The organism is Cystobacter fuscus (assembly GCF_002305875.1).
Taxonomy (GTDB): Bacteria; Myxococcota; Myxococcia; order Myxococcales; family Myxococcaceae; genus Cystobacter; species Cystobacter fuscus_A.
This window is the reverse complement of sequence record NZ_CP022098.1, coordinates 229,236-256,107: the sequence shown is the minus strand read 5'-3', so window position 1 is coordinate 256,107 and position 26,872 is coordinate 229,236. Positions and strand designations below refer to the sequence as shown.

Here is a 26,872-nt window from a genome sequence, read left to right as displayed (position 1 = left end):
GTGGTCCCCCTGGATTGACTCCCAAGTCAGGGGTGTGCAGGAAAATGGGACGCGGGCAGGCGCGGGCCCGCTGCCTGCCTACCCCTCCGCCGCGCCGGGAGTTCCACCATGAAGCTTCCTTCTCCGAACCGCCTCCCCTGGCGGGCCCTCGTCGCCGCGGGCACCGTCCTGTCCTGCGGCACCCCGCCCCCCGAGCCCACCACGCCCGACTCCTCCGACACCCAGGTGAGCCAGGCGGGGCTGTCCTGGACGCTCGGCGCCCAGTACGACGCGACGCAGAGCAACATCACCTTCAGCGTCTACTCCTCGCGCGCCACCCGCATCGAGGTCTTCGTCTACAACGCCGCCCAGGGCGCGCAGGAGAAGGCCCGCTACACCCTCACCAAGAATGCCACCACCAACGTGTGGAGCACGACGGTGGCCGTCTCCGCGCTGACGAGCGCCGGCATCACCGGCACCGTGTACTACGGCTATCGCGCCTGGGGCCCCAACTGGCCCTACAGCGCCTCCTGGACCAAGGGCAGCTCCGCCGGCTTCGTCTCGGACGTGGACGCACAGGGCAACCGCTTCAACCCCAACAAGCTCCTGGTGGACCCGTACGCGCTGGAGCTCAGCCACGACGCCACCAACCCGAGCAACACGGACGGCACCGTCTTCGCATCCGGCCCCACCCACCGCGCCAAGGACAGCGGCACCCAGGCGCCCAAGGGCATCGTGCTCGCTCCGGACACCACGAGCTTCGGCACCAAGCCCACGCGCGCCCTCAAGGACGACATCATCTACGAGGTGCACCTGCGCGGCCTCACCAAGGGTGACTCGAGCATCGCCGCCGCCTACCAGGGCACCTACAAGGGCGCGGGCCTGAAGGCCGCGTCACTCGCGGCGCTGGGCGTCACCGCCGTCGAGTTCCTCCCCGTGCAGGAGACGGACAACGACGACAACGACGTGGTCCCCAACACCACCCAGGACGACAACTACTGGGGGTACATGACCCTCAACTTCTTCGCGCCAGACCGGCGCTACTCCTCGGACCGTACCCCCGGCGGCCCCACGCGCGAGTTCAAGGAGATGGTGAAGGCCTTCCATGCCCAGGGCATCAAGGTCTTCATCGACGTGGTCTACAACCACACGGGCGAGGGCGGCGCGTGGAGCAGCTCGGACACGAGCACCTACAACGTCCTCACCTACCGCGGCCTGGACAACCCCACCTACTACAGCCTCACCAACGACAAGCAGAGCAACTGGGACAACACGGGCGTGGGCGGCAACTTCAACACGCGCAACGCCGTGGCGCAGGATCTCATCATCCACTCGCTCAAGTACTGGAAGGACGAGCTGGGGGTGGACGGGTTCCGCTTCGACCTGGCCTCGGTGTTGGGCAACACGTGCGAGCACGGCTGCTTCAACTACGACAAGCTGGACAGCGGCAACGCCCTCAACCGCGTGTGGAACAACCTGTCGCCGCGCGCGCCGGGCGGCGGCACGGGCGCGGACCTCATCGCCGAGCCGTGGGCCATTGGCGGCAACAGCTACCAGGTGGGCAACTTCCCGAGCGGCTGGGCCGAGTGGAACGGCTACTACCGCGACACCTTCCGCAAGGACCAGAACCAGCTCGGCTCGGCCACGGTGACGCCGGGCGAGCTGGCCACGCGGCTGGCGGGCTCGTCGGACCTGTTCGGGGATGACGGCCGCAAGCCCGCCCACTCCATCAACTTCCTGGTGGCCCACGACGGCTTCACCCTCAAGGACCTGTACAGCTGCAACAGCAAGAACAACACCCAGCCCTGGCCCTACGGCCCGTCCGACGGCGGCGAGGACCACAACGTGTCGTGGGATCAGGGCGGGGCGGGCGCGGAGCAGCGCCGGGCCGCGCGCAATGGCCTGGCCCTGCTGATGCTCAGCGCCGGCACGCCCATGTTCAACGGCGGAGACGAGTTCCTGCGCAGCCAGAACTGCAACAACAACGCCTACAACCTGGACTCCAGCGCCAACTGGCTCAACTACTCGCTGACGACGGATCAGACGAACTTCAAGACGTTCGCCCAGCGGCTCATCGCCTTCCGCAAGGCGCACCCGGCGCTGCGCCCGGCCAACTTCTTCAGCGGCTCGGACACCAACGGCAACGTGATGGAGCAGCTGCGCTGGTTCCGCCCGGACGGCGGAGTGGCGGACTCGGCGTACATGAGCGATGGCAACAACCACGCCCTCGCCTGGCGCATCGACGGCACCGAGTTCGGCGACCCGGCCGCGGCCCTCTACGTCGCGTACAACGGCTGGAGCAGCGCGGTGAACTTCACGCTGCCCTGGCCCTTCGCCGGCAAGAGCTGGTACCGGGTGACGGACACGTGCAACTGGGCCGAGGGCTCGGGCCAGGTGGCGAGTCCCGGCGCCGAGACGCTCATCGGCGGGGAGAACACCGTCTACGGCGTGTGCGCCCGGGGCCTCGTGCTGCTGATCGCCAGGTAGAGCGGAGCAGCGGGCTCGAGCACGGGGCGCGGCGCCAGCAAGGGCCGCGCCCCGTGGTGTTTCCACGCTTCGTGCTCGCGGAGGGCTGGACTTCTTTGGTAGGTATCCTCGCCATGACTTCAGAAGTCCACTGGTTGGACTGTCAGGGCGCCTCCCATGTCGAAGCGGTACTTCGAACTCACTGACGATCTCTACATCCCCGAGCGCTGGGACCTGGACGCGCCCCTGGACGAGAGGGGCCAGCGGCTGGCGGAGTCGCTGTTCACGGCGGGCGAGCCGGTCACGTGCGAGGGGCCGCTGCGACTGCCGCTCCGGGCGTATGACGGCGTGGCGCTGGACTTCACCGAGGCGGGCGTGGGCATCCCGGTCGTCAGCGCGCGGCTGGCGGCCGTCTTCGCCGAGCGGGCGTCCCGGGACACGCAACTGCTGCCCGTGCAGGTCGAGGCCCATCCCGAGCCCTTCTTCCTCCTGGTGTGCACGCGAAGGGCGGAGTGGGAGGAGCCGAGCCACCGCGCGGGTCCGCCGCGGCTGGATTTCACGCGGGTGGGGGACGCGCAGGTCTTCCGCGCCCGGGGGTGGCAGACGCTGCTCGTCACCGAGGAGTTGAAGCAGGCGCTGGAGGCGGTGGGAGGCACGGGCCTGCGCTTCTGGGAGCTTCCCACGGGCTCGGGCGCTGACGCGGGCGCCGCGGTGGAGACCCAGCGTCAGGTGCAGGAGCGGCGCGAGCGGGCCGAGACGGCACGTCTGGCTTTCTGGCGCACGCTGGGCGCGGAGGATGAACAAGCGCGGATTCCCCTGATGGACCACGGGCTCTGGCCGGGCCACCGTCAGGCGTGGCGTGTCCTGCGCCGCGCCGGGGGCAACACCCTGCTGGTGACGGACGGGCTGTCGGACCCCTTCCCCGAGCATGACGAGCCCTCGGTGGGATTCGGCCTGGAGCTGCTGCTGGAGACGGACTCGGAGATGAAGGAGGTGCACAAGAACTGGCCCCTCCAGCTCCTGCAGCGGGTGGGGGATGAGCTGGCGCGGAGCGAGCCCGTGCGCGAGGCGGTGAAGGCGGGCCCCTTCTGCCTGGATGTGTCGGGCAAGCGGATGCCCACGTTGCTCGTCACCCAGGAGGGCCGGGTGGGCGTGCTGCTGGGCGTGGAGTCGGGGACGCTGCCCGGACACTTCACGCTGCCAGAGGGAGACGTGAGGCTCGTCACGGTGAAGGCACTGCTGCCGGCGGAGTTCGCGTATGTGACGGAGCGAGGAGCCGAGGGCCGGGAGCAACTGGCGCGCTACTTCTCGCACAGCAGCGAGGAGCACCTGTCCCGGGCGAGGAGGAGGTCCGTGCTTCCCAGGCTCCGGTGAGCCGGGCTGCCCGTCCCTGCTCGGACGGTGATACAATGCGGCATCACGTTGGGGGGGACGAGTCCATGATGCACCGAGTGCTGACACTGGTACTCATTGTCACCTGGGGAACAGGGTGCCCACATGCCTGGGTCAAGGGCGGTACCATGGACATGGCCTTGCGCAAGGACATGGAAGCGGAGCGAAGGAGCAGGGGACTGGTGTTCCCTTGCCGCCTGTCCACGGCGGAATGGATGGAACTTTGCTTCGACGAAGACGGACACACGACTTCGCTGGAGTGCCCACGGGAATGCCGACCCCGCAAGTAGGAATTGAGGCGATGCAATCCATGAAATGGCGCATCTTGGGGGTCGTCCTCATCGGCATTCTCCTGCCGCTCCCCTCGCTATGGCTGCTCGCATCCACCTCTTTTGTTTCTGGCGCGCAACCGCCACATCCCCTGCGCCGGATTGTTATTCCCATGCTCACATCAGTCGAGAGGCAGAGCGCACTCACCTACGGCCGGGATTGCGAAACAGACGCGGACTGTGATCCGCGGCTGCGCTGTTTCTTCAGCATGGTGATTCAGGACAGTTACTGTGTGGACAGCAGGTGCATGACGGACTTGCAGTGTCCTGAGGGCTTCGCCTGCCAGACATACACAACCAGGAGCCATGAAGATCTGATCAACGCCTGCTCGCTGGTGGGAGACCGCAAGGAAGGAGAAGTGTGCGCGGGCTTCACTCGCGAGCGGCAGTACGGCTGTGAACAAGGGCTGCGCTGCCATTACCGGTGCGGCCGCCCATGCCAGCCGGACGACCCCGCCAGTTGCCCGGAGGGCTTCTTTTGTAAGGACGTGCCCACCGGTGCTGTGTGTCAGCCCACGTGCGAGGGGCGCACCTGCCCCGAGGGACAGCAGTGCATTTCGGTGGCTCCCCGCATCTCCATCTGCGCCACGGTCCACGGAGAGAACTGTCAGCAGACCCCTTGCGAGCGGGAACAAGTCTGCACCGTCAGCGATTACCCCCTGTCTCCGGGCGAGGTGTGGATGGGCTGCCTGCAACCCTGTGAGACTCAAGCCGAAGGTCCGTTCTGTCCCGAGGACTCGGTGTGTGACCTGTACCGGTGTCGCAAGAAGTGCACGCCCGGGGATTCTTCCGTCTGCGGAGACGGGTACATCTGCAAGCACCGCACCGATGAACTGTGGCTATGCGAGTCCAACCATCGGACCGCGAGTACTGATTGACCTCGATGCTCCACCCGAGCCATCAAAAGGCCGTCCCCGCCCCCAGCACGGGAAAGGCCACGCGGCCCAGCCTCACGGTGCGTGACCCGTTCGCCTCCCACAACTTCAAGACGAAGGGCCCCTCCGTCCGCACGTCCTCGATCCGCGCCTCGATGAAGAGATCGACGGATTTGCTCGGCGGAACAGGTTCCTCGGGCCACACCGAGCTCGGACGGTGATACAATGCGGCATCACGTTGGGGGGGACGAGTCCATGATGCACCGAGTGCTGACACTGGTACTCATTGTCACCTGGGGAACAGGGTGCCCACATGACTGGGTCAAGGGCGGTACCATGGACATGGCCCTGCGCAAGGACATGGAAGCGGAGCGAAGGAGCAGGGGACTGGTGTTCTCCTGCGACATGCCCAGGGAGGAATGGCTGCGACTTTGCTCCAACAAGAATGGACGCACGACTTCGGCCAGCTGCCCAAAGGAATGTCGGCCCAGCGATTGAGCCGAGGCGACGCAATCCATGAACTGGCGCATCTTGGGCACGGTCCTCGTTGGCGTTCTCCTCCCCTCCCCCATGCTATGGCTGCTCGCCTCCGCCTCACTTGTCCCTGGCTGGAAACCAACACACACCCCGCAGCGGGATGTCATTCCCATGCTGACTCCGGTCGAGAGGCAGAGCGCACTCACCTATGGCCGGGATTGCGAAACAGACGCGGACTGTGATCCGCGGCTGCGCTGCTTCTTCAGCATGGTGATCCATCACAGCTACTGTGTGGATAGCAGATGCATGACGGACTCGCAGTGTCCGGAGGGGTTCACCTGCCAGACCTATACATCCGCCAGCGGCAAGGACCTCCTCAACGCCTGCTCCCTCGTGGGAGACCGTAAGGAAGGAGAAGTGTGCGCGGGCTTCACTCGCGAACGGCAGTACGGCTGTGAACAAGGGCTGCGCTGCCATTACCGGTGCGGCCGCCCATGCCAGCCGGACGACCCCGCCAGTTGCCCGGAGGGCTTCTTTTGTCAGGACCTGCCCACCGGTGCTGTGTGTCAGCCCACGTGTGAGGGGCGCACCTGCCCCGAGGGACAACAGTGCATTTCGGTGGCTCCCCGCATCTCCATCTGCGCCACGGTACACGGGGAGAACTGTCAGCAGACTCCTTGCGAGCAGGAACAGGTCTGCACCGTCAGCGACTACCCCCTGTCTCCGGGCGAGGCGTGGATGGGATGCCGACAACCCTGTGATACCCAGGCCGAAGGTCCGTTCTGTCCCGAGGACTCGGTGTGTGACCTGTACCAGTGTCGCAAGAAGTGCACACCCGGGGATTCCTCCATCTGCGGAGACGGGTACATCTGCAAGCACCGCACCGATGAACTGTGGCTATGCGAGTCCAACCATCGGACCGCGAGTACTGATTGACCTCGATGATCCACCCGAGCCATCAAAAGGCCGTCCCCGCCCCCAGCACGGGAAAGGCCACGCGGCCCAGCCGCACGGTGCGTGACCCGTTCGCCTCCCACAACTTCAAGACGAAGGGCCCCTCCATCCGCACATCCTCGACCCGCGCCTCGATGAAGAGGTCAGCGAATTCACCCGGAGCAATGGGCTCCTCGGGCCACACGGCACCGCGCCAGACTTCCCCCTTCGGGCCCACCAGCTTCGCCCCTCGAGCAGCCCAGGGAGTCTCACCCTTGTTCCGCACCCGTACTCGTATGATCGCCCTCATGGAAGTTCGGCAGGTGGAGAACTCCACCATGATCAACACCGAGCCCGACGGTTGGACGGTATCACCGGGCACACAAGACATTCCGCGCTCGTCCATCACTCCAGACACCAACATCCCCGCGAGTCCGAGCGGAGTGTCACGTCCGGCGTTCAACCTCGCGAGTTCCGCGCGGAGCCGGTCATTCTCTTCGTGAACTCGCCTCAACTCCGCTTCCAGTGAACTCGCCGAGCGGGGGTGGCGCAAAACCCGGACCTGCCGTTCGGCCGTCACGGGATGCATGAGCAGCCGGAAGGAGGCACACGCAGGTGCGGCGTCATCCGCGAAGCACACCGTCAACGCACCGGGCTTTTCGCTCCTCTGATTTTCCGCGGGCATGAGCGCCAACGTGTGCCTTCCAAGCTCCGCCACCTCGAATCGACCGGAATCCTCCAGCGTCATTCCGTCCGGACGCACGTCCGAGTCGAAGACAAATGTCGTCATCAATCCCGGACTCAGCTGGACCTCGTGCATCTCCGCCAACGCCCCCACCGACAACTCGATGCATCGACCCTCCACATCCTCCGGAGGAGGACACATCTGGGAGGGAGCGGATGCCCCCATGAAGAGCAACAACATCAGAGGTGAAGTGAACACAGGGCCTTGAACCTCGATGCGAAAGCGGCGGGAAGCGGACCCAGAGCATCCTGACCCGCACTCCCTTCATTTGAATTGCTTCACGGCAACCACATACTCCGAGGAGTAGATCAAGACCGTGTCTGGACTCCTGCCGGGCTCCCGGATGAGCACGCCTCGCCCCCCCTTGAACATGTCCGTCAGCTCCAGGCAGACCGGAAACGGCTCTCCGCCCTGAATGCGCGCCTGGGTGAAACGGCCATACACGCGGTCCCGCCCCAGGGTGAGCATCCCGGAAATGAAGATGCCGCTCTTCCCCGCCCAGCGACCATGTCGCAAGTCGATTTCCAAGTGTGCGAGACCTTCCTGCACGGGGACGTTGTTGACCTGCTCACTGTCAAACAAGACCAGTGTCTTCTCCCCCACGCGCAATGCCAGCTCGTTGGCCATGGCCTCGAGCGCTCCCGCCGGGCACGCGGCCGGCTCCGGAGTGGCCAGCACCTGCCGCTGAGGGGCCGGGCACCCCGTCAAGGCATGGCACACCAGCCCCGCCCCCACCACCCGGGCCGTGCGTCCGAGGGCCTTCTTCGTCTTCGTGTCCTTGTTCAAGCGCGTGTCTTCCTTACCGAGCATCGTGGGAACCACGACGGGCGCGGGGATGAATTCCTCGGGAAAGGACACCGCGCCCCCCTCAGCGTCCATTGGCCTTCCCGGCGGCGCCATTTCCTGGCCCGAGAGGGATTGAATTACCCCGAGCGCCATCCCCAGCACCAGCACCCCGCCGAGCCCCCACCTCCACCCCCCCAGGGAACGCCCGGGCCCCAGGGACTCCTCCCTGGCCACGGGACGGCCCCGCACGGCCGGGTGGTGCTCGGCATGGGCCGCCAGCCGCTCGAGGCGGGCCAGGGCCTCGTCCGTCTCCAGTGGCGCCACCTCGTGCGTGGTGGCGGTGTCCGGTCCATACGCATCACACAAGGGCACCTCCCAGTCCGCCCCCGCCCCCGCCAGCGCCGCGTCCAGGGCCTCGCCCACCGCCTCCGCGTCCGCGAAGCGCTCCTCGGGCGTCTTCGCCAGCAGGCGCAGGCACAGCGCGCTCAGGGCGGCGGGCACCCGGGGGTTGCGCGCACACGGAGGCTCCGGCTCCGGGTGCAGCACCGCCCCCCACTCCGTCCCCTCGAAGGGCCAGCTCCCCGTGAGCAGCCAGTACAGCAGCACCCCGAAGGCCCACAGGTCATCCCCCGGCGGGGACTCGTAGCGCTCGCCCCGCGAGTGCCCCAGCAGGAAGCGCATCGCCTCGGGGCTGCGGTAGCGCGGCGTGCCCGGAGGCAGGAGCACGGTGAGACGCGGAGCGTTCGCGTAGCTCGCGGCGCCGAAGTCCACCAGCACCACCTCTCCCCCCTCCTCGCGCACCAGCACGTTGTCGCCCTTCACGTCCCGGTGCACCACGCCCGCGCCATGCACCGCCTCCAGCACCCCCACCAGCGCCCGCCCCTTCTCCCCCACCTCGCGCGCCGAGGGATTCGTCTCCCGCGCCCAGGCGTACGCCGTGCGGCCCTTCACGTACCGGGTGACCAGGAAGAGAAAGCGCGGGGCCACCGCGGGCCAGTGTCCATGTCCCTCCAGCGCCGCGACACCGGGCAGCTTCAGCCGCGCCATCACCTCCAGCTCACGCTGCCCCCACGTGCGCGCGAGCGCCAGCGGAATGAGCTTCACCGCGAACACCCCACCCTCGCGGCGCGCCCGGTACACGCTGCCCTGTCCTCCCGTCCCCAGCCGCGCCTCCAGGTGGTAGCCGCCCACGTCCACGCCCGGGCGCGGGAACTCGAACGCCCGGGCGCGCTCCCGCCGCCAGCTCCTCGGACGCCGGAGCACGAAGACGCCGCGCGGGTGGACGCCCCACCGGGCCTGTCCTTCCTCCCGGCTCATCGGGTCGTCGTGGAGCGCGCGGAGTCTCCACCGCGAACACTGTAGGAGCCCACGGTCTGGGCCTCGTGCGGCAGGCGGGCCACCTCGCGCTCCAGTTGCCGGACCTCCCGCGCGGCCCGCCAGGCGCCGTACCAGAAGCTCCGGCCCTTCAGGCAGCGCAGCAGCTCCGCCTGCACTTCGGCGGCCGTCACGTAGCGCTCCCCGGGATCCTGGCGCAGCAACGTGTGGACAACCGCCTTCACCGGCTCCGAGACGTTCCGCGCGGCGTACTCCACGTCACTGGGACGGAAGAGCTCGGCCCGGATCGCCAGCTGATCCACCGACCGGGCCTCGTCTCGCGACATGGGGTGGACGGCGAGCCGGAGCAGCAGGAGGATCCGCGCCACGCGCTGGTCCACGGGCGCCACGTAGTAGAGGTGCTGGTGGGTGAGCAGTTCCAGCAGCACGAGCCCCAGGGAGAACAGGTCCATCCGCGCCTCCGGCCTCGTGCGCATCAGCCGCGAGCACAGCCGCTCGGGCGCGGCGTAGTCGGGGTCTCCGAGCGGATCCGACAGCCCCGTGAGCGTCTCGCGCCCCGGCAGGGGACACCCGGCGAGATCGAAGTGGGTGAGCTTGGGCTGGCCGTCGCGGTCCACCCGGATGTTGTCCGGGCTCACGTTCCGATGAACCAGGCCCCAGGGTGGGAAGTCCCCACCCCGCCTGGAATGCGCGGCGTGGAGGGCCCCGGCCACCTGGGCGCAGACATACAGGGCGAACTCCTCGCTCAGGGGCCTGCCCCGCAGCGCCGCGTAGCCGAGCAGTTTGGTCAGGGAGTGGCCCTCGATGAACTCCGACACCGTGAAGTGCTGGGTCCCACGCGAGTGGTAGCCGTGGACGCGGGCGATCCCCGGATGCACGAGCCCCGACAGGAGCCGCGCTTCCTCCTCCAGGCGCCGGCGCGACTTCCAGGGCTGCAGGCCGCCCAGGCTCTTCACCACCACCGGGGTGGAGCCGTGGCGCGCGGCGTGCCGCCAGGCCAGGAAGATGAGTTCTCCGTAGGGGCTCGCCCCCACGCACTTGATCTGCTCGTACTCGACGCCTTCCTCGCGGAAGAGCAGCTGCCCCGTGCCGGGCGGGACGCGCCGGTGCCGGGACGGGATGAAACCGAACATGGGGTGACCTCCATCTGGCGACATGACTCGCCAGGACGGGTCCACCCTACTTTTAATGTGACGTCCTCCGGAATGACCTGGAGGGTCAGGCACCCCTCGGTGGATGCATCAGGACTCCAGGGCGCAGGTGGCCTGGACGATGTTCTCCGCGGCGCGTGGCAGGGGCCGCGCGACGAAGGGCTCCGGGTCCGGATGGATGGGCACCGTGCGCTGGCGCAGCGCCCCGCCCTCGCGTCCGGCGACGAAGGACTGCAGCTCCGAGACGATCGACAGGGCGATCTCGTCCGCCCCCTCCGCCCCGATGTCCAGCCCCACCGGCCCGTACAACCGCGCGAGCTGCGCGGCCGTCGGCCGCACGCCCTGCCCCTCCAGCGTCGTGAGCAGCCGCTCCAGGCGGCGCCGGGGACCCAGCACGCCGATGTAGCGCACGGGCGAGGGCAGCAGCCGCGAGAGCAACTCCTCGTCCTCGGTGAAGTTGTGCGTCATGAGCACCGCGAGCGTGCGCGCGTCCAGGTTCAGCGAGTCCAGCGTCATGCCGGCGCGGGCGCCCACCCATGCGTCCGCCCGGGGAAAGCGCGTCTTCAGGTTGCCCGAGGGCCGCGTGCCCACCACCGTCACGTGCCAGCCGATGTTCTTGGCCAGCTCCACCACCGGGTGCACGTCGAAGCCCGTGCCGAAGAGCACCAGCGGCACCGGCGGAGGCACCACCTCGATGGCCACCTCCACCACGCACGTGTCCGTCTCCCGGCGCTGGTAGCCCGAGCGGCCGCTCGCGAGCGCCTGCGCCAGGTCCTCCAGCAACAGCGCGCGCAGGGCCTCGTCCTGGACGCTCGAGTCCGTACGCCCGAGCGCGTCGCGCATCACCCGCGCCCCCACCCGCTCGCGCCCCGTGCCGGAGACGACCACGGTGGCGATCGCCGCCGTCACCCGCTCGGCCTGGCTGCGCTCCAGGAAGTCCAGCACGTGGGGCCGGGAGCCATCCAACCGCTCCAGGAGCAGCTCGACGAGCCCGTTGCAGCCCAGGCCCATGGTGAAGGCGAACTCGTCATCCGCGCGCGAGTCGTACTGGATGACGACCGCCTCGCCCTGCTCGGTGCGCCAGAGCGCCTTGCGCAGCACGTCGGACTCGAGGCACCCACCGCTGATGCCGCCCGCGAGCTGACGCTCGCCCGTCATCAACATCCGCGCGCCGGGCCTCCGGTACGTCGAGCCCTCCACCCGCACCAGCGTGGCGAGCAGCAGCGGCTCTCCACTCGCCCGGGCCGCCCTGTACGCGGTGAGGACCTCGCTCAACTCTCGCATGGGGCGACCTACCTCCTCGAAGCTCCCGTCCAGCAGGGCGGACAGTGTCGCACACGCCGGGCCGTGGCATGAAATACGGGGGGGTCATACCTAGCTCCCCGGTGTTTTCGACGCCAATCTCATTCAGGCTCCACTCCGAGGGAAGTCCCCCCGCTCCGGGAGGAGGAAGGGTGCGCGCATGGAAGCGGTGACGGTGGTGGTGCTCGCGGCGGGGGCCTCCTCGCGGCTCGGCCGGCCCAAGCAGCTCGTCGAGTGGCGGGGAGAGACGCTCGTGCACCGGGCGGCGAGGCTCGCGGTGGAGTCGGGGCTGGGCCCGGTGCGGGTGGTGACGGGGGCGCGCGCGGAGGACGTCTCCCGGGCCGTGGCCTCCCTGCCCGTCACCTGCGTCCACAACCCGCGCGCCGAGGAGGGAATCGCCAGCTCCATCCGCCAGGGGCTGACGGGCGTCGACACGGCGGTGCTGGTGCTCACGTGCGACCAGCCGTTGCTCACGGCCGAGCACCTGCGCGCCCTGGCCCACACCTGGCGCGACACGGGGGCGCCCATCGTCGCGTCGGCCTACGAGGGCGTCGTGGGGGTGCCCGCCCTGTTCTCCCCGGCCCTGCTCCCGGAGCTGCTCGCGCTCAGGGGGGACCAGGGAGCGCGCGCCGTGTTCCGGGGACGCCGGGTGGAGCCGGTGACGCTCGAGGGCGGCGGCCTGGACGTGGACACCGAGGCGGACGTGGAGCGGCTCGAGCGGGGAGGCGGACCCGGCTGAGCCGCCGCCCGGACGCGCGCTACGCGGACGGAATCCGCAGCGCGGTGGACTCCACGAGCAGGGGGGCGCTCTCCGAGCGCAGGAGCGCGGGGGCGGGCTGCTCGCGGCGCAGCGCCACGTACGCCTTGATGGCGGCATCCAGGCCCACGTCCCGTTTGGCCTTCTCCGACAGGAACCACTTGTGCTCGAGCACCTGGCAGTACAGCTCGGCCTCGTCCGCCGCCGGGCCCAGGTCCTTCTGGAACTTGTTGAGAGTGGGACGGAAGCGCTCGTCGAGCCAGCGGAACGCCGCCACGCTCAGGGGCACGCTGCGGTTGAGCTCGCGCGTGAGCGTGGCCTTCAGCTCACGCACCTCGTTGAGGAGCATCGCCGCCTGGCGCTCCTCGGCCACCAGGCCCGTGAGGTTGTGCAACTGGTGGCGGTGGTACTCGCGATCCGTGACGATGGTGCGCATGCGCAGCTGGCTGCCGTCGCCGCTGGCCACCAGGTCCACCTCGCCCACCGAGAAGCCCAGGTCGTTGAGCGCGCGGATGCGCTCGTGGATGCGGTAGCTCTCGCTGCGCGAGATGGGGATCTCCTTGTTGATCTCCGTCCACAGCCGCTCGTAGCGCTGGCGGATGCTCGGAGCCGTCTCGTACACGTCGAGCGAGGCGGGCAGCTCCACCTCCTCCATGGCCGCCAGGTCCGCCAGGCCCCCGGTGACGTTCTCCTCCATGATCATCAAGTCCAGCTCGCGCTGGCCGTCGGACAGCTTCGTGTGCAGCTCGGACGTCTCGGCGTCCACCGCGTAGGCCTGCAGCTCGCCCGCGTCGCGGCGGAAGAGCACGTTGGACAGGGAGCAGTCGCCCCAGAAGAAGCCACCCAGGTGCAGGCGCACGAGCAGGCTGGCCATCGCGTCGAGGAGCCGCTCGCGGTAGCGCTCCAGACCCTTGTTCATGAAGAGCACGCGGTAGGGCAGCGACGAGCTCAGGTACTGGGTGAAGAGGATGGCCACCTCGTTGCCGGGCTGATCCGGGGCGCGCACGCGCGCGTGCCCCACGGGAGTGACCGAGGGCAGCCGCCGCTCCTCCAGGCCGCGCAGCACGTCGTACTCGCGCTGCCCGATGGGCATGGGCAGCTCCTTGAGCGCGTAGATCTCCGCCCCGTAGCTCACGAAGACGACCGTGTGCCGCGACAGACCGCGCGGCACCTCGACCAGGCGCGGACACACCTCGCGGGTCCAGGCCTCCAGCGGCAGGTGCCAGGGCAGATCCAGGAAGTCGGGATGACCCTGGCGCAGGTGGATCGCGTTGAGAGCACGAGCGGGCGTCATGACGCCCATGTTAACGCGAGAACCCACGGGAATCAGACTCCGGGTGTCATGAGACACGTGCACTCCTCCCCCACACCGTTAGGATCGGCGGCCATGAATACGCTTCAAGGATGGACGGCCCTGGTGACCGGGGCCACCTCGGGTATTGGTGAAGCCTGCGCCTTCTCGCTCTCCCAGGAAGGCGCGCGCCTCATCCTAGTGGGACGCCGTGAGGACAGGTTGCATTCCCTCGCCGCACGCCTCCCTACCCCGTCCCACTGTCTCGTATTGGACGTCAGCTCGCGCGAACAGGTCGAGTCCTCGCTCGCCTCCCTGCCGCCTGGGTTCGCCGACGTGGACGTGCTCGTCAACAGCGCGGGGCTGGGGCTGGGGCTGGCGCCCGCGCACGAGGCGTCACTGGAGGACTGGGAGTCGATGATCGACACCAACTGCAAGGGGCTCGTGTACGTGACGCGCGCGCTCCTGCCGGGCATGGTGCGGCGCAACCGGGGGCACGTGGTGAACCTGGGCTCGGTGGCGGCCACCTACCCCTACCCGGGCGGCAACGTGTACGGGGCCACCAAGGCGTTCGTGCACCAGTTCTCCCAGAACCTGAAGGCGGACCTGGCGGGCACGCGCGTGCGGGTGACGGACGTGCAGCCCGGCATGGTGGAGACGGAGTTCTCGCTGGTGCGCTTCAAGGGAGACACCGAGCGGGCGGGCAAGGTGTACGAGGGCATGGAGCCGCTCACCGCCGCGGACATCGCCGACGTGGTGGTGTGGTGCGTCACCCGCCCCGCGCGCGTGAACATCAACGTCATCGAGGTCATGCCCGCCGACCAGGGCTTCGGCCCCTTCAACGTGAAGCGGCGCTGAGCGCATGGCCACGGAAGAACAGCGAGCGGAGCGGGAGGCCCCCCGGGGCGAGCGCACGGTGCATTGCGCGGATGCGCTCGCGTGGCTGGAGGCGCGGGGCGTGCTCGAGGGGTGCTCGCTCATCACCTCCATGCCCGACGTGTCCGAGTTCCCCACCCTCACCCTCTCCGAGTGGAAGGACTGGTTCGTGCGCACCGCGGAGCTCGTGCTCTCGCGCTGCCCGGACGAGGGCGTCACCATCTTCTACCAGACGGACATCAAGAAGGACGGGACGTGGGTGGACAAGGGCTACCTCGTGCAGAAGGCCGCCGAGCAACGGGGACATGCCCTGCTCTGGCACAAGGTGGTGTGCCGCGCCCCGGCGGGACAGACCACCTTCGGGCGCCCCGCGTACTCGCACCTGTTGTGCTTCTCGCGCGGAGTGCGCGCCGACCTGTCGCGCTCCACCCCCGACGTGCTCCCCCAGGCGGGCGAGGTGACGTGGACGCGCGGCATGGGCGTGGAGGCGTGCCTCGCCGCCTGCCGCTATGTGCTGGAGAACACCTCCACGCGCTGCATCGTGGACCCCTTCTGCGGCCATGGCACGGTGCTCGCCGTGGCCAATGACCTGGGGCTGGACGCGGTGGGCGTGGAGCTCAGCCGCAAGCGCGCGAGGAAGGCCCGCGCCCTGCGCATGCCCCTGGGCGATACGGAGCCCGGCGACACCGGCCCGGACGAGGAGACATGAGGCCGCCTCGCGGTCTTACACCGCACCGTGTCGATGGCGGCGCGGGGCCCGGATGCGCCCATTCCGGCGCTGCCCTCGGTACTGGTCCGAGGCGACCAACCGGGTCATTCTGTGTGCCTTCTCACGGCTGCCCGACGGGGGCACGGTGTACGAGGCCTACGTGGGAGGCCGAGCACGTGACGAAGCAGGAGCGCGAGATCCCCTCAGCGGCTGCACCAATTCCTGCGCCAGGACGCGGACGCCCAGGGGCGCAAGGTGCAGGTGGAGATTTCTGCGGGGCAAGGACGTGGCGACGACGCTCCTGCAGACGGCGCAGCGTCTGGACGCGGACGTGCTGTGCGTGGGCACGCACAGGCGCGGCGGGTTGAAGAAGACGCAGATGGCCTCGGTGGCACTGGCGGTGATGACACGCGCGGACCGGCCCGTGGTGCGCCCGCCCGAGCCGTGAGGCTCCTATCGTCCTCTTTTTAGACGGGTCCGCGGGACGGCGAAAGGCGTTCTCCGTCCATTAGGCATTGACACAGGGAGCCGCTAGCCCTACTGTTCTCCGCACATTAGGCATGCCTGGGACTTTCCGGGCACCGTTACGGAATGCTCCAGCACGGGCAGGGGAGCGCCTTGCTTAACGCCCAGGTTGCGGCGATTGATGCATAGGGAAGCGGCGGACTCGACCCACCAGGATGTGGGCATGCCCGCAAAAAGAAAAACCCCGGGGGTCATACACCAGCACCTACTGGCTGGGAGAGGACTGTCCCGGGGACGGTGAAAGGAAGTTATGTCGAATCAGGCCCCCATGCAACCCATATCTGCCACGCTGCTGACGAGCCTGCTGTCGTCCGCTCGGCTGGAGGCCTACCGACTGCTTCCTACTGATACGCACCGGATGCTGCTGGGGCGCTACCGCTGGAACGTCGCCTTGTGCATGTCGCTCTATCCGGTCCTGGGGTATCTGGAAGTCGCTTTCCGCAACAGCCTCCATATGGCCCTCACGGGGATGTACAGCACTCCGGCTTGGTTCGACGTTTCTCCTTCCGTGCTCAAGTCTGATGAGCAAGAGGCGATCGAAGCCGCGAAGAAAGCCCTGCGCAAGAGAGGGGTCGCGGTGGAGCCCAACCGCATGGTCGCAGAACTGAGCTTCGGCTTCTGGACGGGCCTGCTGCGCACGGAGTACGAGCAGGTGCTCTGGCCCAAGCTCCTCGCCGCCGTCTTTCCTGGCATGCCTCGCAAACACCGGACTCGCCAAGCGGTTTCCAACCGCATGCATACGGTCCGCCGCCTCCGCAACCGAGTCTTCCACCATGAGCCCATCTGGCGCTTGCAGCACCTGCCGCAGCGTAATGACGATCTCCGGGACACCTTGACGTGGTTCGACCGGGACCTGCTTCGTCTCTTCCCTTCATCTCATACCTTCGAGGAAATCCATGCCCAGGGGCCCACGGCGCACGAGCAGGATGTCAAGTAGAGGAGAGGTCGTGGAGATGAACTCCTCCCGGTGGCCGGTGCATCCACTTGGCTCGCTCGTGGAAACGCTCTTTGTCGGGCTTCCCGTTTCCCGCTATCAACCAAAAGAGCGGGAGCCCTTCATCGAGGAACCCGTCCTGAGCGTAGGGGACATCGAGGCAGGGCGTCTTGTGTCCCGGCAGGAGTTGAAGTCCGTGCCGCTGCGTCCCGAGCGGCTCGACCGGTTCCGTACCAAGGTAGATGACTTGCTGGTGGCGTGTCGGGGCACCCTGCTGAAGGCGGCACGCGTGCCGAAGGAAACGGCATCCCTCCTCGCCAGCTCCAACCTCATCGTGGTGAGGTCCAGTGACCAGATACATCCGGCCATCCTGCTGGCACTGTTGCGTGGCCCTGAGTGGCAGGAAAGGCTCCACCTGCGTTCACGCTCCTCCACGGGACTCATGCAACTCACGGCAAAGGATCTGGAAGACCTGCCCGTTCCCGTTCCGCCCATGCCAGTGCAGATGGAACTCGTCGCGCTGATGGAGGCGGAGGCGGAGCATTTCCAGAGTGCGATCCAGGCTGCGGAACTGCGGCGGAGCCTGACGCAAAGGCTGGTCCTGGATGTCCTCTCTCCTTCATCGGGCCACGAGGTGACTTATGCTGGCGAGCACGACTGAGGACGTGTTGGCAGTACTCTGGGAGGCGGTGGGAGTGTTGCGCGCCTCTGTTTCCTCTTCACAATACCCGAGCTACATCCACAGGCTCATGACACTGAAGTTCTTGTCCGATGGTGCGGAGGAAAAGCGTATTCCGTTTTCCGTGCCTCCGTCCGCGTGCTGGACTCTTCTTCAGAAGAAAGCTCAGGCGCTGGGGAGGGCACTGAACACCGCTTGCCACGTCTTGGAGGATTCGAACCCCTCGCTCCGGAATGTTCTCACGAGTCTTGATTTCGATAGCGCGGCGCTCGGTGGGCCCGAACAGCGAAACCAAGTGCTGGAAGCGTTGATCACAAGAGTTTCAATGCTCCCCTCTCTTGGAGGCGAGCACCTACCGATGGATCTCTTGGGTGAGGTCAGTGGTTCGCTGCTCATCAAAGCCGCAGAGGTCGACCACTTGTCGGGGGGCACGCACAGCACGCCCCAATCCATCACGCGGTTGTTGGTCAGTTTGCTGAACCCTCGGGCTGGAATGCGCGTTTGTGACCAATCGTGCGGTACGGGCGGCGCTCTCGTCGCGTGTGCGGAGCATGCCGCGCGCACTACGGCTCCATCCGCGCTCCCTGGCACACTCGAGTTGCATGGCCAGGAGAAGAACCTAGAGGCGTGGGCCCTGTGCCGCATGAACATGCTGTTGCACGGACTGTTCGATGCTCGCATCGAACTGGGAGACGTACTTCGTGAGCCAAAGCTGGTGGAGGGAGCACATCTGCTGAAATACAACAGGGTGATCTCCGATCCTCCTTTCAATTTGGAGATGTGGGGGGCGGACCAAGCGAAGGAGGATCGCTTTCACCGGTTCGAGCCCATCCCGCCCAAGAACAACGCCAGCTATGCATTCATCCAGCACTGCATGGCTGTATTGGATGAAGGGGGAGTGGCTGCCGTACTGAGTACCCAGGGGGTTCTTTTTCGAGGAGGAAACGAGCAACTCGTGCGGCGCGCCTTGTTGGAGGCGGACCACGTGGAAGCAGTCATCGGCCTACCTGGCAACATCCTCTATGGTACGGCGACTCCGCCCATCGTGCTCATGCTCCGGCGCGGCAAGACCGCCGAGCGACGGAACAGGGTCTTGTTTGTGGATGCCTCACAGGGAGGCATCGTCAAGGGGCGGCAGCGTCACCTGCGGCAGCAAGACATCGAAGAGGTTGTTGCTTCCTTTCAGTCATTCGAAGATCGTGAAGGATTCGCGCGTGCCGTCCGACTCGACGAGATTCGAAGCAATGAATGGAACCTGAACATTGCTCGATACGTGAGACAGAAGAGTACCCGGGTATGGATAGATCCCGATGAGCAGATAGCAGCCATTTCCGCTGCCGAGCACAGGAGGGACGAAGCCGCACGCCGTATGGATGCCCTGTTGCAGCGTGTCAGGCGCACCTACCTTCCCGAGTCGTGAATGTCTCCTGATGAAGTACCGCACTTGTCCGAGCCGCAGTTCCCCCACGGCCTGCCCTCCTCCATCCGGCATAAAGTGTCAGACGACTCGTAGGGGATGCGGCACCGAAACGAATTCTTTGACACCTTCCGCGAGGGAAAGAAGCAGAACAGCGCGGTGAAATGGCCGAGCAAGCGCTCCGGGCTGCCTATGAAGGGGGTGAACTCCCCAGCGGCTTCCAAGGACAGGTCTACCTGCCCGTGGACTGCCATTGAGCGGGCGGCAGGTGTCTGATGCCATCGAAAGGAGCCTGGTGCTTGAGGCGTACGTGACCGCCATGGTAGGGCCATGGCCATGACCGTGTCCCAATCCCCAGTGCTCGAGTTTCCAGCGATGCTCCACGGTCCTATAGGCGCCATCCTCCGCGCGGTGAGAGCCGAGGGCCGCAGGTGGGCCCGGGAGTACCTCAAGAGGGGTGCCTTCACCCAGCCCCGGCGGATGCTCCAGGTGCCACCCGGCGAGGTGCTGATCATGCACTCGGGAGCCGAGTTCGACATCACCCCCCACCCCCGCTGGCGGGTGCACCTGTTCGACGACATCTTCATGAGCTTGAATGACGGCGTCCCGAAAGAGGAGCGCCAGCGAATGGAGGAGTCCTTCGAGTCCTTCTGCCTGAGCACCCCATGGGGGGCACTCCACCTTGCCGTGTCCCCTCCCCCGCCACGGAGCGCGGAACGAATGGCGAAGCGTTTCGCCGCGCTGCTGCGCTTCTGGGACGTCCTCCAGGGCCCGCGCTACGCGTTCTGGTTCGATCGAAAGTACACGCTGGATGAGTTGGTGAGGGACATCTACGGTATGACGCTGGAGGCGTGGTGCCCCGGAGGCTCCGCCTCGGTGCGCGAGCACCTGACGCTGACCGTGGAGCACATGTCTCGCGCGACCCAGGAGGATTGCATGGAGGCCGTGCTCCGGGTGATTCCTGTCTTGGTCGAGGTGGACACCGAATTCAAGCACCGCGAGGAACTCAGCGACCTGGGCTTCCTTCGCGAGCACCTCTGCGCGCTTTCCCCGAGAGACTTCGAGGATGTCTCCAGCGCCTACAAATACACGGTGACCATGCAGTTGGCGGCCTGGGACAGGGCGTTGGGACGCCATTAGCATCCCGGATAAGGTGTCAGACGACTCGTAGGGGAAGCGATACCGAAACGAAGTCTTTGACACCCTCCACCCGGACACCCTCCACCCGCTAGGATCTCAGGTTGAGCAACTCCCACGTCCCGCCCTTGTAATCCTTACCGTAATTCTGGTCCATGTACTTGTTCATGAACGGGGTGAATTGGTTGTCGGGGATTCTCGTGAACTCGCCAGTGTTGGGATCGAGCACCGAGTGGCGCAGCTGTCCCCCCATGTTCTCCGTCTTGATACCCACCGCGTGGCCCCCCGACCCGTTCGACAGGCCCATCTTGTAGAAGGCTGCTTGGCCATCCGCGGGCTGATTGTTGTTCAGCTGCTGCTTCAGCTCTCCGGCGAAGCTCGCGTGATCCGTCAGCGGACGAGGCGGCACCGTTGCAGTGCTGGTGAGTCCGGGAACGTTGTTGTTCCGATCGTAGGTCTGGTTCGTGTTGTACAGGCCGACCGCCGAGCCACTCAGCGTGGTGTTTTGGTTCGCGACGATGAACTGCTCGTTCTTGACCATCTGTTGCTGAATGAAGCTGGCGTTGCGCTGGTCCTGGACGAAGGAGGCGTAGTCGTTCGAGTTCAACTTGTTGCGGAACTGCTGCTCCTCCCCGGGGCCTTTCAATCCCTGGCGGCACCAGTCCTCGACCATGACGCTGCAAATGCCGCCGTGCTCAGAGGACTTCTGGACGACAGGATTGCTTCCCTGCTCGACCCACGCGGTGATGACCCCACCGTGTTGTTGCGCGAGCGCCTGGTTGGCCGAGTTGGGCCGAAGGGAGCTGTTCTGGTTCAACCCGGTGGCCAGGGGCTTGGCCTTGGCCCCCAGTTGCATGGACGGCAGCGGCGGAGACTTCTGGCCCTGGACCTGCGGGAAACCGCGGCTGGGAGACTGGCCGAACCCATCTGGAGCCTGACTCCAACTGGGGCTGGTGGCCTTCGACCCAGGAGCCGGCGGGGTCGGGGTGCTCGGAGTCGCCGGAGCGCTCGTTGCCACCTTGTTCGGGGTGCTCGGAGTCGCGGGGGTGAGGGGCTTGGGGGTCGAGCCACTTCTGTTGACAGGCATCTGTTCCTCCGGAACGCAAACTGAGATATCCCAGAATACCAGAAAAATCCGAGGTCTAGAAGCTCGGTCGGGCTCCAAATCCGAGGGGTCGAACGCCCCTTCCGCGCTTCCCTGGTGGGCGACCAACCGGACGTTCTGGCTGGACTCTCGGGGTATTCGGGATTTCACTCCCGGGCTCCCCTCCCACCAGGAGCCGTTCCCGATGAAGAACAGTCCTCTGCTGTTGATGTTGGCGGCGTTCCACCTGTGCGGCACAGCCGCCCTGGCCCGGCCCGGAATGGCCGGCGCCGAGCCAGGCCACCGCGAAGGCCCCGGAAGCGCCGGGCTGGCCGCGGCGCCGTGCAACCCGCGCGTCCCGCTGAGCACCCGGGGCCGGTACGTCGTCGATCGCTGCGGCGAGCGCTTCAAGCTGAAGTCCGTCAACTGGTTCGGCGCGAGTGATCAGCTCGAGGTGGTGGGAGGCCTGGACAAGCAGAAGCTGTCGGACCTCGTCACGGGAATGAAGGCGCTGGGCTTCAACTCCGTCCGGCTGCCATTCTCCAACAACATGCTGCACCCGGACGACAACAAGCCCGCGGCGCAGCGGTGTCTGGAGAAGCACGGCGTCACGTGTATCGACCCCGCGAAGAACCCGGAGCTGCTGAACAAGACGGCGCTCGAGGTCTACGACGCCGTCGTGGCGGAGCTGACGCGGCAGGGACTGGTGGTCATCCTCAACAACCACACGACGAAGTCCATGTGGTGCTGCGGCTGGGATGGCAATGGCTTCTGGGACAGCAGCCAGGCCCTGCAGCGGTGGCAGGACGACTGGGTGATGCTGGCGACGCGCTACCAGGGCAACAAGTGGGTGGCCGGGGCCGACCTGCGCAACGAGGTGCGTCCGGACGGACTGGACAGCCCCAACTGGGGGATGCGCAACCAGCATGACTGGCACATGGCGGCCCAGACGATGGGCAACCTGCTGCTGCGCACGAACCCGGACCTGCTCATCGTCGTCGAGGCGGTCAACTGGTGGGGACTCCTGGACGGCTCGCGCCCGCAGCTCAAGCCCGTGAGGCAGCGGCCCGTCGCCCTGTTGCGCGGAGACAAGCTCGTCTACGCCGTGCACAACTATGGCTACACCGGGCCGAATCAGTCGGGAGGCTCGCTGGGCAGCGGCCCGAAGTACAGCGACATGGACAGGTCCACGCTCCACGGCACGATGGACCAGGAGTGGGGCTTCGTGCTCGAGGCGAATCAGGCGTACACCGCGCCGGTCTGGATGAGCGAGTTCGGCGTCGGCTACAACGACCAGGCGGCCAACACCCGGGCGTGGTTCAGCAACCTCGCGGACTACCTGATCGACAAGGACGTCGACTGGGCCTACTGGGCCTTCAACGCGGCGAAGATCCAGAACACGGTGCAGGGGGAGGACGAGACCTACGGCCTGTGGAGCTATCCGGACTGGAACGGCGTGCGCAACGGGGACTGGCGGCTCGGGACGGGTCCCTTGGGCCGACTGCTCGGGGCGGACGGGCGGACGGGCGCCGTGGATGCGACGCGCTTCCTGTCGATGGCCGTCCTCACGAAGGACGGCGACTCCACCTACTACGTGGACAACAACTCGCTGGATTTCGACTGGCACTCGGGCAAGGCGAAGCTCAGCTGTCCGCGAGGCTATCGCGTGGTGGGGGTGAGCGAGAACTTCTCCATCCTCTGCACCAACGCGGGAGCGGTTCCCGCGCAGCAGGGCACGGGCAGCTACCACACGGTCACCCAGGAGGTCTCACCGCTGCGCTACCCGGGTGACTGGGCCAACCAGAGCATCAAGTTCGAGTGCCCCACGGGCTCCTACGCGGTGGGCATCTCCACGGCGAACCCGTTCACCATCGAGCTGGCGGGCCTGCTCTGCGAGCAGAACACCGGTGGAATTCCTCTCAACGGCAGGTCGGCGAAGGACTTCTGGGGAGGAGACCAGCGCGCATCGCTCTCGGGAGGCGACTGGAGCGTGGGCAAGCACAAGGGACAGTGCGCCGACAACCAATACATCATCGGGGTGGCGCATCGCCGGAGCTGGCTCTCGGACTACGCGTCGGTGGTGCTCTGCTCCAACTGAGAGCGCTCGGGTCCGCGCCCGGTCCCTCCTCGAGCCACGGCTCCCAACCGGGGACTGGGTAGCGGACCCGTGGTCCGACTTCCACACCAAGGGGTCAGGAGCGGGCCACCTGGGTCCACTGGCGCTTGCGCCACTCGAAGGGAGGAATCTGGATGCGCTCCCCGACGGAGCCGTTCCACTCCGTCCTCACCCCGTGGCGTCCGAGCACCTCGCATGCCTCTCGGCCGATGGCGAGGCTCGCGGCCTCGTGCTTCGCGTCGTCATCCTCGTAGGCGCCGAAGGCCAGCAGCAGCCCCTCGCCCGCGACGCCTCGCTCCAGGTCCTGGCCATGGTAGAAGACCGCTCCGCGAGGCAGCGGGTCCTGGCTGCTGGCGACCTCATTCACCTCGGACCAGCCCTCGGACATCGTATAGCCCGCGTCCTCCATCGCGACGATGCCGCGCCCGTTCAGCTCCTCGAAGGCGCTGGCGATGGCGTCGTTCAGCGTCGGCTCGCTCCAGCCCGCCTCCCGGACGCGCTGCTCCTGGAAGAGCTTCCGGGCGTGCGCCTCCAGCGTCTCCACCAGCGCGCTGTCGGACTCGCCCAGCTCGTCCTCCACCCACTGCTCGAACTCCTCGACCAGTTCCTCTTCGCCCTCGAAGCCGCCGCGCACCAGGCACTCGACGCGGGCGAGCAGGTGCTTGCGGGAATCATCGTCGCTCATGCGCGGGTACTCTACTGAAGAGGCCTGGCCGAAACCCCTGAGATCCTTCGGCGGGAAATCAGGCCCGGCTCGCGCGGAGGGCCTCGCCCGCGCGCCGCACGATGGCCTCCTCCTCCGCCGGGTCGAAAACAATGTCCCCCCCCGGCGTGAGCGTGGACATCCGCGCCAGGGCCTCCCCGGGCGCCGTCTCGGGACGCCCGGCGTTGAACGGAGGCGCGGGGGCGTACTCGAGCAGGAGCTGGATGGCCTGGGCCACCACCGGGCCCGCCAGCTCCGCCGCGAGCGTCAGACCGAAGTCGATGCCCGCCGTGACACCGCCGCCCGTCAGGATGTGCCCATCCCGCACCACGCGCCCCGCGTCTGGAATGGCCCCGAAGAGCTTCAGCTGCTCGCGCGCCGCCCAGTGGCATGCCGCCCGCCGGCCCTCCAGCAGCCCCGCCGCGCCCAGGATGAGCGAGCCCGTGCACACCGAGGTGACGAACCGCGCCGTGGACGCCAGCCGGCGCACCCCCTCCATGAAGACCGGATCCTCCACCGCCCGCCCGATGGGCCCGCCCGGCACACACAACACGTCACACCGCGCCACGTCCTCCAGCCGCGTCAGGGGTTGGAGCGTCAGGGCGCCCTCGCGGATGGGCTGTGCGCCCACGGAGGCGAAGATCTGCCGCGCGCCCGGCAGCAGGCCGAACACCGCCTGCGGCCCCATGAAGTCCAGATAGGACACGCCCGGGTAGAGAAGAAAGACAATGTCGAGATTCGCCGCCATGGAAGGACTCCTCGTGTTCGTTTTGATGGCACTACTGTCTCCCGACAGGCTCATGCCCGAAAGGACATAGTTCCCTCGTTTTCCGCCATGACGCGAGCGCAGACGGAGCGAGGCCTGTCGTCGAAGCCCAGATACAAGTCCTTTGCAACTCGTTGCCGTCCAGCGTCCCCACGAATACGCACGAGCCTGTCGAACAAGGACCAACTTGACAGGCACATGCGCCCTTGAACTAGCGTCTCACGGGCGAGCGCCTCGAAAGGCCGTGGCTCGCATGAGGAAAAACCCATGCCCATGTTCGGAAGAGTCAGTGACACGTTCGACAGGCTGTCGGAGACGATGTCACCTCATTTCAGGCAAGCCATCGAGAGCGTCTACAACGGCTTGAGCAACAATGAGAAGAACACGCTCTCGAACCAGTTGAGTATCGGCAGCACGATGGCCAAGGGCGACCACATGCAGGCCCAGAGGCGGGACGAGCGGGTGCGCAGGCTGCTCGCGGCCCTGTTGACGGAGGGTCACTTCGGCAAGTTCGGCCACGCGCTGATGCGGGTCGCCATGGCCCACGCCAAGGCGCACGATCATTGGGACGTCGAGCGGATCATGGTGCACACCTACATAGGCATCCAGAGCGAGCTGCCAGGACTCCTGCCCGCCGTCACCCTCCCCAAATGGAATGCATGGATTGGCGCCCGGGACATGTACGCGAACTCCTGCGGCGGCTGGGCGTCGATGCTGCTGACCCTGCTCGCCCGCAACCGCGATGAGACACTCTGGACCCAGCACGTCGACAATACCCAGCTCACCCGCGACGTGGCGCGCACACACATCACGAATACACTCAACACGAATTGGATGTACTGCTACGTGCGTCTGGGCTGTCACGCCTGGGTCTTCGAGCGTACAGGGGGAGGCGCGGCGAACCTGCGCAACGTCCAGGTGTGGTCGAACATGAACGTCGAGGAGATGGGATTCAATTATGCCTACTCGCTCGACAAGGGCTGGGGACGAACGGTCCGCTCGATCGCCGATTGCCGCCAGGCCATGCACAACCTGATCAACAATACGAATACGGCTGCCGCTTGTCGCATGCTGATCCCCGATCCCGAGGTTACCTGGGGGATCAGCCCGAACGCGGGCGGCGCCGGGGTTGGGCGGGTCAACCTCCGCCTGGCAACGCTGGCGCAAGCCGACGTCGCCCCTGACCTGCAGACCAACATCACCTGGCAGATGAACAGTCAGATCACGGACTACAGAAACAACGGCCTCAACATCCCGGACGCCTGACCCGGGCGCCGTCCCGCTCGCTCGGAGACCGTCCGCGCCGAGGCATGCAACAGAGACAGCACCTCGAGCAGCCGGGCGGAGGTCTGGCTCATGGGACGGCTCCTCACATCGCGGACCGAATCTGTCCGCGAGGCTTCCTACCTTCTCCTGGTCACCGGGGCGAGCCCGAAAGCGCCGCGCCCCCTCTCCAGGAGACCCACCATGACGACCGCTTCCTCCCCTTCCACCGGTGTCCGGACGTACCGGGGCAGTTGCCAGTGTGGCGCCGTGCGCTTCGAGGCCGACTTCAATCCGAGCGCCGGGACGACCCGGTGCAACTGCACCATCTGCACCAAGACGGCCTGGTGGGGCGTGCACATGAAGCCGGAGGCCTTCCGCCTCGTCGCCGGCCAGGAGGTGCTGCGCGACTTCTCGCGCCATGAGGCCCTGCATGCCCTCTTCTGCGGAGTGTGCGGCATCCGCGTCTTCGGGCACGGGGATATCCCGGAGCTGGGCGGCGCGTTCTACTCGGTGAACCTCAACTGCCTGGATGGCGCGGATCTCTCGGGCGTCCCGGTGCGCTACCTCGATGGGCTCCACGACACCTGGGCGGAACTCGCCGTGGCGCCCTACCTGAGCCCGTTCTCCCCCACGGCGCACGCCCGCGCGTAGCTCCGTGACGGAGGGTGCGACATGAAGGCCACGCAGCCTGGGGGTGTCGCGTCACCGTGGTGGCCAGAAGTCATCGAAAGATGGCCTTCTGGCCACTCGTCAGCTGGGGCGCGTTCTTCATAATGGCAGACATCGAACACGTGCCCCCGATGCACGGGAAGGCTCCGCTCGTTCGCTGAAAGCCATGGTCC

The 26,872-nt window shown here is 66.9% G+C and carries 23 protein-coding genes; 14 read left to right on the top strand and 9 right to left on the bottom strand.

What is annotated here, in order from left to right; all coding sequences use genetic code 11:
- Positions 1–108 precede the first annotated feature (108 nt).
- Positions 109–2,466, top strand: a complete 2,358-nt coding sequence (locus CYFUS_RS01110; protein ID WP_095983522.1) for a glycogen debranching protein — start codon at positions 109–111, stop codon at positions 2,464–2,466.
- 156 nt (positions 2,467–2,622) lie between these two features.
- Positions 2,623–3,819, top strand: coding sequence for a suppressor of fused domain protein (locus CYFUS_RS01105; protein ID WP_095983521.1), 1,197 nt, complete (start codon positions 2,623–2,625; stop codon positions 3,817–3,819).
- 1,247 nt (positions 3,820–5,066) lie between these two features.
- Here CYFUS_RS01105 and CYFUS_RS01095 read toward each other — a convergent pair.
- Positions 5,067–5,267, bottom strand: coding sequence for a hypothetical protein (locus tag CYFUS_RS01095; RefSeq protein ID WP_095983519.1), 201 nt, complete (start codon positions 5,265–5,267; stop codon positions 5,067–5,069).
- Between the two features lie 422 nt (positions 5,268–5,689).
- Between CYFUS_RS01095 and CYFUS_RS01085 the strand changes: the two genes are divergently transcribed.
- Positions 5,690–6,454: a hypothetical protein gene (locus CYFUS_RS01085; RefSeq protein ID WP_095983517.1), complete on the top strand. Its 765-nt coding sequence runs from the start codon at positions 5,690–5,692 to the stop codon at positions 6,452–6,454.
- 22 nt (positions 6,455–6,476) lie between these two features.
- On the opposite strand, the gene CYFUS_RS01080 is transcribed toward CYFUS_RS01085, so the two are convergent.
- From CYFUS_RS01080 to CYFUS_RS01065, 4 genes are all read right to left on the bottom strand, one after another.
- Positions 6,477–7,376: a DUF2381 family protein gene (locus CYFUS_RS01080; RefSeq protein ID WP_095983516.1), complete on the bottom strand. Its 900-nt coding sequence runs from the start codon at positions 7,374–7,376 to the stop codon at positions 6,477–6,479.
- Positions 7,377–7,460: 84 nt separating this feature from the next.
- A complete protein-coding gene (locus CYFUS_RS01075; protein WP_095983515.1) occupies positions 7,461–9,299 on the bottom strand; it encodes a serine/threonine protein kinase in 1,839 nt (612 codons plus the stop codon).
- A complete protein-coding gene (locus CYFUS_RS01070) occupies positions 9,296–10,450 on the bottom strand; it encodes a serine/threonine protein kinase (protein WP_157758156.1) in 1,155 nt (384 codons plus the stop codon). The genes CYFUS_RS01075 and CYFUS_RS01070 overlap by 4 nt, the downstream gene beginning before the upstream one ends.
- 108 nt (positions 10,451–10,558) lie before the next feature.
- The gene (locus CYFUS_RS01065; protein WP_095983513.1) at positions 10,559–11,752 is read right to left on the bottom strand and encodes an XdhC family protein; all 1,194 of its coding nucleotides are present in this window, start codon (positions 11,750–11,752) and stop codon (positions 10,559–10,561) included.
- Positions 11,753–11,930: 178 nt separating this feature from the next.
- Between CYFUS_RS01065 and CYFUS_RS01060 the strand changes: the two genes are divergently transcribed.
- Positions 11,931–12,509, top strand: a complete 579-nt coding sequence (locus tag CYFUS_RS01060) for a nucleotidyltransferase family protein (RefSeq protein ID WP_095983512.1) — start codon at positions 11,931–11,933, stop codon at positions 12,507–12,509.
- A 19-nt stretch (positions 12,510–12,528) separates the two neighbouring features.
- Here CYFUS_RS01060 and CYFUS_RS01055 read toward each other — a convergent pair whose 3' ends face one another.
- On the bottom strand, positions 12,529–13,848 hold the full coding sequence (locus CYFUS_RS01055) for a DUF4032 domain-containing protein (RefSeq protein ID WP_420042675.1): 1,320 nt from the start codon (positions 13,846–13,848) through the stop codon (positions 12,529–12,531).
- Between the two features lie 66 nt (positions 13,849–13,914).
- Here CYFUS_RS01055 and CYFUS_RS01050 point away from each other — a divergent pair, with 66 nt between their 5' ends.
- From CYFUS_RS01050 to CYFUS_RS01020, 7 genes are all read left to right on the top strand, one after another.
- Complete coding sequence (locus tag CYFUS_RS01050) at positions 13,915–14,676, top strand: SDR family oxidoreductase (RefSeq protein WP_095983511.1); 762 nt, start codon at positions 13,915–13,917, stop codon at positions 14,674–14,676.
- A 4-nt stretch (positions 14,677–14,680) separates the two neighbouring features.
- Positions 14,681–15,403 (top strand): SAM-dependent methyltransferase, encoded by a 723-nt coding sequence (locus tag CYFUS_RS01045; protein ID WP_095983510.1) that lies wholly within the window; start codon positions 14,681–14,683, stop codon positions 15,401–15,403.
- A gap of 52 nt (positions 15,404–15,455) precedes the next feature.
- Positions 15,456–15,851, top strand: a complete 396-nt coding sequence (locus CYFUS_RS53725) for a universal stress protein (RefSeq protein ID WP_095983509.1) — start codon at positions 15,456–15,458, stop codon at positions 15,849–15,851.
- Positions 15,852–16,196: 345 nt separating this feature from the next.
- Positions 16,197–16,865, top strand: a complete 669-nt coding sequence (locus CYFUS_RS01035) for an Abi family protein (protein ID WP_157758155.1) — start codon at positions 16,197–16,199, stop codon at positions 16,863–16,865.
- 16 nt (positions 16,866–16,881) lie between these two features.
- Positions 16,882–17,523, top strand: a complete 642-nt coding sequence (locus CYFUS_RS01030; protein ID WP_232537910.1) for a restriction endonuclease subunit S — start codon at positions 16,882–16,884, stop codon at positions 17,521–17,523.
- Positions 17,504–18,961: an HsdM family class I SAM-dependent methyltransferase gene (locus CYFUS_RS01025; RefSeq protein ID WP_095983506.1), complete on the top strand. Its 1,458-nt coding sequence runs from the start codon at positions 17,504–17,506 to the stop codon at positions 18,959–18,961. The genes CYFUS_RS01030 and CYFUS_RS01025 overlap by 20 nt, the downstream gene beginning before the upstream one ends.
- A gap of 333 nt (positions 18,962–19,294) precedes the next feature.
- A complete protein-coding gene (locus CYFUS_RS01020; protein WP_095991727.1) occupies positions 19,295–20,098 on the top strand; it encodes a hypothetical protein in 804 nt (267 codons plus the stop codon).
- An 88-nt stretch (positions 20,099–20,186) separates the two neighbouring features.
- On the opposite strand, the gene CYFUS_RS01015 is transcribed toward CYFUS_RS01020, so the two are convergent.
- Entirely contained in the window at positions 20,187–21,182 is a 996-nt protein-coding gene (locus CYFUS_RS01015) for a YopT-type cysteine protease domain-containing protein (protein WP_157758154.1), read from the bottom strand.
- A 202-nt stretch (positions 21,183–21,384) separates the two neighbouring features.
- On the opposite strand from CYFUS_RS01015, the gene CYFUS_RS01010 reads away from it, so the two are divergent.
- Complete coding sequence (locus CYFUS_RS01010; RefSeq protein ID WP_095983504.1) at positions 21,385–23,277, top strand: glycoside hydrolase family 5 protein; 1,893 nt, start codon at positions 21,385–21,387, stop codon at positions 23,275–23,277.
- A gap of 94 nt (positions 23,278–23,371) precedes the next feature.
- Here CYFUS_RS01010 and CYFUS_RS01005 read toward each other — a convergent pair whose 3' ends face one another.
- Both CYFUS_RS01005 and CYFUS_RS01000 read right to left on the bottom strand, forming a co-directional pair.
- Positions 23,372–23,980: a DUF6891 domain-containing protein gene (locus CYFUS_RS01005; protein WP_095983503.1), complete on the bottom strand. Its 609-nt coding sequence runs from the start codon at positions 23,978–23,980 to the stop codon at positions 23,372–23,374.
- Positions 23,981–24,038: 58 nt separating this feature from the next.
- Entirely contained in the window at positions 24,039–24,746 is a 708-nt protein-coding gene (locus CYFUS_RS01000) for a DJ-1/PfpI family protein (RefSeq protein WP_095983502.1), read from the bottom strand.
- A gap of 285 nt (positions 24,747–25,031) precedes the next feature.
- On the opposite strand from CYFUS_RS01000, the gene CYFUS_RS00995 reads away from it, so the two are divergent.
- Positions 25,032–26,030: a hypothetical protein gene (locus CYFUS_RS00995; protein ID WP_095983501.1), complete on the top strand. Its 999-nt coding sequence runs from the start codon at positions 25,032–25,034 to the stop codon at positions 26,028–26,030.
- 201 nt (positions 26,031–26,231) lie between these two features.
- Positions 26,232–26,681, top strand: coding sequence for a GFA family protein (locus CYFUS_RS00990; protein WP_095983500.1), 450 nt, complete (start codon positions 26,232–26,234; stop codon positions 26,679–26,681).
- The last annotated feature ends 191 nt before the right edge of the window (positions 26,682–26,872 follow it).